2 protein-coding genes and 1 other RNA gene are annotated in these 5,007 nt (G+C 58.7%); all 3 read right to left on the reverse strand.

The window, feature by feature from the left end; genetic code table 11:
* Positions 1-127: 127 nt before the first annotated feature.
* A complete protein-coding gene (locus tag NZK35_RS32335; RefSeq protein ID WP_259636659.1) occupies positions 128-2,776 on the reverse strand; it encodes an ATP-dependent Clp protease ATP-binding subunit in 2,649 nt (882 codons plus the stop codon).
* A gap of 505 nt (positions 2,777-3,281) precedes the next feature.
* A complete protein-coding gene (locus NZK35_RS32340) occupies positions 3,282-3,905 on the reverse strand; it encodes a tetratricopeptide repeat protein (protein ID WP_259636660.1) in 624 nt (207 codons plus the stop codon).
* A 199-nt stretch (positions 3,906-4,104) separates the two neighbouring features.
* Positions 4,105-4,526: RNase P RNA component class A (rnpB, locus tag NZK35_RS32345), an RNA gene on the reverse strand.
* Positions 4,527-5,007 lie beyond the last annotated feature (481 nt).

The following is a 5,007-nucleotide window of genomic DNA, read 5'->3' on the forward strand; positions in this document are numbered from 1 at the left end:
CGCTTGCCCGTGCCATTCGGGTCACGCACCCTAAGTTGAAAAAACGATCGCGCGATCAAAAAACAAAAAACCCCGCCGGTTGATGACCGGCGGGGTTTCGTTTTTCATGCGGCGGTTGGCCGGCGGATCAGTTGCCCGAGTCGTCTTTGTTATCTTCGGACTCGCCGACCGAGGCGCTGACGGGTTGTTCCTTCTCTTCGGCCAGGCCGCGGGTCTCGCCGTGGAACTCGAGTCGAACCACTTTGACCTTCTTGCCGTCGGGGTCGATCATCTTTCCGTCTTCGGTCACGGTCATGTCGCCCGGGGCGATGGAGTCACCATCGGAGTTTTCCAGGATCCCTTTGACCACGATCGTGTCCTTGCCTTCGAACGCACCGCGGAGCAGTTCTTCGCTGAGCGGGTCTTCGATCCGTTGTTCGATCGCACGACGCAGCGGGCGAGCACCGTAGTCCAGATCGGTTCCGCGACGAATCAAGAACTCTTTCGCTTCGTCTTGCAGTTCCAGCGCCAATCCGCGGTCGAGCAATCGTTCGCGGACCTTGGAGAGTTCGAAATCGATGACCAGTTTCAAGTCCTGTCGCGTCAGGTGACGGAAGATGATGGTGTCATCCAATCGGTTCAGGAACTCGGGTCGGAAGACACGTTCGATCTGTTCCATCACACGGGTCTTCATTGATTCGTAGCTGGCGTCGGTGTCGGACTTTTGGAACCCGAACGCAGACTCGTTCTTGATCGCTTCGGCACCGGCGTTGGTGGTCATGATCAAGATCGTGTTGCGGAAGTCGACGTTGCGTCCGAACGAGTCGGTCAAGCGGCCTTCTTCCATCACTTGCAGCATCATGTTGAACACATCGGGGTGTGCCTTTTCGATTTCGTCGAACAGCACCACGGCGTAGGGGCGGCGTCGAATCTTCTCGGTCAACTGACCGCCTTCTTCGTACCCGACGAATCCGGGGGGCGCCCCGATCAAACGGCTGACGTTGTGTTTTTCCATGTACTCGCTCATGTCGATGTGCACGAGCGCGTCGCTGTCACCGAACATGTATTCGGCGAGTGCTTTGGCGAGCAAGGTTTTCCCGACACCGGTCGGTCCGGCGAAGATGAATGAACCGGTCGGGCGACGCGGGTCTTTCAAACCACTGCGGCTTCGACGGACGGCTTTGGCAACGGCGGAGACCGCCAGGTCCTGGCTGACGACCCGCTTGTGCAGTTCTTCTTCCATCCGCATCAGCCGCAAGCTGTCTTCGGTCGACAGTCGGGTCAACGGGATGCCGGTCATCTTGCTGACGACTTCGGCGATGACTTCTTCGTCGACGACGCCGTCGGTTTGCTGGCTCTTCTCGCGCCAGTCCTGGGTGATCTGGTCTTTCTTCTTGCGAAGCTTTTCGGCCTGATCACGCAGGTTGGCCGCTTTTTCGAAATCCTGGTTGGCGACCGCGTCTTCCTTTTCTTTGTTCAGCTGTTCGACTTCTTCGTCGATTTCTTTCAGATCCGGCGGACGCGTCATCGTGCGCAAACGAACCCGAGCACCGGCTTCGTCGATCACATCGATCGCCTTGTCGGGCAGGCATCGCGCGGTGATGTAGCGTTCGCTCATCTCGACAGCCGACACCACGGCGTCGTCGGTGATTTGCACGCGGTGGTGCTCTTCGTAGCGTTCACGCAAGCCTTTCAGGATGGCGATGGTCTCTTGCTTGCCGGTCGGTTCGACGATGATCTCTTGGAAGCGTCGCGCCAGCGCGTTGTCCTTTTCGATGTACTTTCGGTACTCGTCCAGCGTGGTGGCACCGATGCATTGAATCTCGCCCCGGGCGAGGGCTGGCTTGAGCACGTTGGCGGCGTCGATCGCGCCTTCGGCTCCACCGGCACCGACCAGGGTGTGGAGTTCGTCGATGAACAGGATCGTGTTCTTGACGCGGCGGACTTCGGTCATGACCGCTTTGATGCGCTCTTCGAATTGTCCGCGATACTTGGTGCCGGCAACCATCATCGCCAGGTCGAGGACCACGATTCGTTTTTCGGCCAGGATTTCGGGGACTTCGCCTTCGATCACCTTTTGGGCGAATCCTTCGACGATCGCCGTCTTACCGACGCCGGCTTCGCCGAGCAGCACCGGGTTGTTCTTGGTCCGTCGGCAGAGGATTTGGATGGCGCGTTCGATTTCGCGTTCCCGTCCGATGACCGGATCCAGTTCGCCCTTGCGAGCCAATTCGGTCAGGTCGCGGCCGAAGCTATCCAGTGCAGGCGTCTTGCTCTTGCCGCTCTTGCCGGACGCGCCGCCCGAACTGCCTTCCTCGGTGCCGCGTCCACCGCGTTCGCCGACTTCGGCACCCTCGAGTCCATGGCCGAGCAAGTTGAGCACTTCTTCGCGGACGTCTTCGAGTTTCAGCCCCAGATTCATCAAGACCTGTGCGGCGACGCCTTCTTGTTCTCGGAGCAGGCCGAGCAAGATGTGTTCGGTTCCGACGTAACTGTGATTGAGATTTCGAGCTTCCTCCATCGAATACTCGATCACCTTCTTGGCCCGTGGCGTTTGCGGCAACTTGCCGACGGTCACCATCTCAGGACCGCTTTGGACGAGCTTTTCGACCTCCAAGCGAATCTTGCGAAGATCGACGTCCAGGTTTTTCAGCACATTGGCGGCGACACCGCTGCCTTCCTTGACCAGCCCGAGCAAAATATGCTCGGTCCCGATGTATTCATGGTTGAAACGCTGTGCTTCCTGGTTGGCCAGTTGCATCACTTTGCGAGCGCGGTCGGTAAATCGTTCGTACATTTGTTGTCTCGTTACCCGGCGGGTTTTGCCAAGTCTGCGCCCCTCGGGGGGGAACACACCTGGGTTGGTCCATTCAAATCAGACGAAGCGTCCAAAGGGGAGCTGAATCCCGCTTTTTGTAACCACGTCAGCCTTGCATTGTTCAAAACTCAGATTGACAGCCGAACTGTCAACTTGGCGATTCGTTCGTCTCGATTCCTCGTCAGTCCCTTATCAGCAAACCGTACGCCATTCCAAGCGAGATCGAGTCACAACGACCGCCTGAGGACACAGCGGCGGAAGGGATCGCCGGCAATCAACCGGCTCACTTCGATTCTATCGGTTTTGTAAATTTTGGGGGATAGGAGTCCCGGCGAAACAACCGCCCTCAAACATGAATTTGAAGCAAAAACGCGGTTTAAATTTTTACGTTTCTCTGGGCCGAATCCGTCGTCACGTTGTCAGTTTCACGGGGAAAGGATCCAAACGCACCGTTTCTCTCGACGCATTCCCGCGTAAAACCCACTCACGCCGCTGTCAAATCGGCAGCATTCCCATCTTCCCGCAACTCCGGGGCCGACCGCTCGCTTGCCTGCTCGTCAGCGTCCCCGTCGGATTCCTCTGCCGTTTCGGCGTCGCGAGTAATCCGAGCCGCTTCGGCATCCATCTCAATCTGCCATCGATCGGCAATCTCCAGCCGCCGCATTTCATCCAGCAGCACGGCCGCACTGCTCACTCTCCCCGTGTGACGATAGAGGCTTGACAACATCAGCAATGCCGGGGGGTCGCGCGGTTCGATCGCCAAAATCCCCAGCAACAGAGGTTCGGTCGCCTCCCAGTCGCCGCGCAGGTAAGCCGCTTGGGCTTCGACAAAACGATCGGGTGCTTCAGTCACCGCTCGTGGATTGATCAATGCTGGCAATTCGCGGAAGCTCTTGACCGTCCAGCAGATCCAGACGCAGATGCCGACCCACCAGGCGGATCGGACCAGCAGCGGATCCAGCCAGGTCGGATAGAAGTGTTTGAGAATCAATAGTGAATTCAAGCCGATACCGAACCCGATCGCCAACGGCAAGGCTGACAACCGACCACGCCACCAGAGCTCGCTGAGCCCCGGCCAGAAACAGGTCAGATAGTTGCGGAATTCCATTTCGTTCTCAGAGAGTTCTGTGAAAGATTTAGGCAATCCGTCGCGATCGTCGCAAGCCGAGCTTCCGCGGGTTTGAGGCGTGTGAGGGGATGCCGCTCAGCAACGAGCGGAAGATAAGTGTCGGATCTCTTGGAGTGGGATAGGCTTCCAGCCTGTCATTTCAGCATCGACAGGCTGGAAGCCTGCTCAATGAAGACGAACGACCAGAGGGCTTGTAAGCCGGGTTCTGTACCGATCGAACGCTTCACCGGACCAGAGCCCGGCGACGTCGATGGTGGCGACCATTTATCTGTGCACGACGATTGCTCGTCGCCTCCATTGCGACCTACCCGGGTGTCGATCGCGAAGCGGACCGCTTCTGCACCCTGTTTGGTCTAGCTCCGGATGGGGTTTACCGAGCCGATCGAGTCACCCCGATCGCTGGTGCGCTCTTACCGCACCGTTTCACCCTCACCACGCATCCGCCAGGGACGAATCCCGCGCGGACCGTTCGGCGGTCTACTCTCTGTTGCACTTTCCCTAGCCTCGCGGCCGGTCGACGTTATCGACCATCCTGTCCTGCGGAGCCCGGACTTTCCTCCCGCCGGTGCAATACCGACGAGCGATCGCCCCGCCCTCTGATCATTCGTGTCGCTCAACATGATCGATGGCGGTCCCGCCGACAAGGTTCACCGGTGACGAAACGGTCCAACCCACCGGGGCAGTCTGTGACGCGTGATTTCCACACGTTGGGGCCCGTAGGCTCGCGGCAAACGGCTGATCATCGTTTGATCTCAGCCGATTCGCGCCAGCGTCCGGGCCTCCCCATCGATGTCATCCGAGCAGTGTTGGACGCAAGCCCTGCCACTCACCTTGCATCACATGCAGGGGATCCACCCGTCGCCACCGGGCAACGCTGTGAAGCATTTTTCCCATGTGTTTCTTGAGGTTTTAGCGGCAGGGCGCGAGCCCTCCGGTCCTTCACGGACGGCTCGCGCCGTTCCGCTAACACCTTGAGGTTTTAGCGGTAGGGCGCGAGCCCTCCGGTCTTTCACGAAGTTTTTGAAGCGCGACCGGACGGCTCGCGCCGTTCCGCTAACACTTTAGAGCCAAAGGGCGTGAC

Origin of the sequence: Stieleria sedimenti, from assembly GCF_025060895.1 — a bacterium.
Taxonomy (GTDB): Bacteria; Planctomycetota; Planctomycetia; order Pirellulales; family Pirellulaceae; genus Stieleria; species Stieleria sedimenti.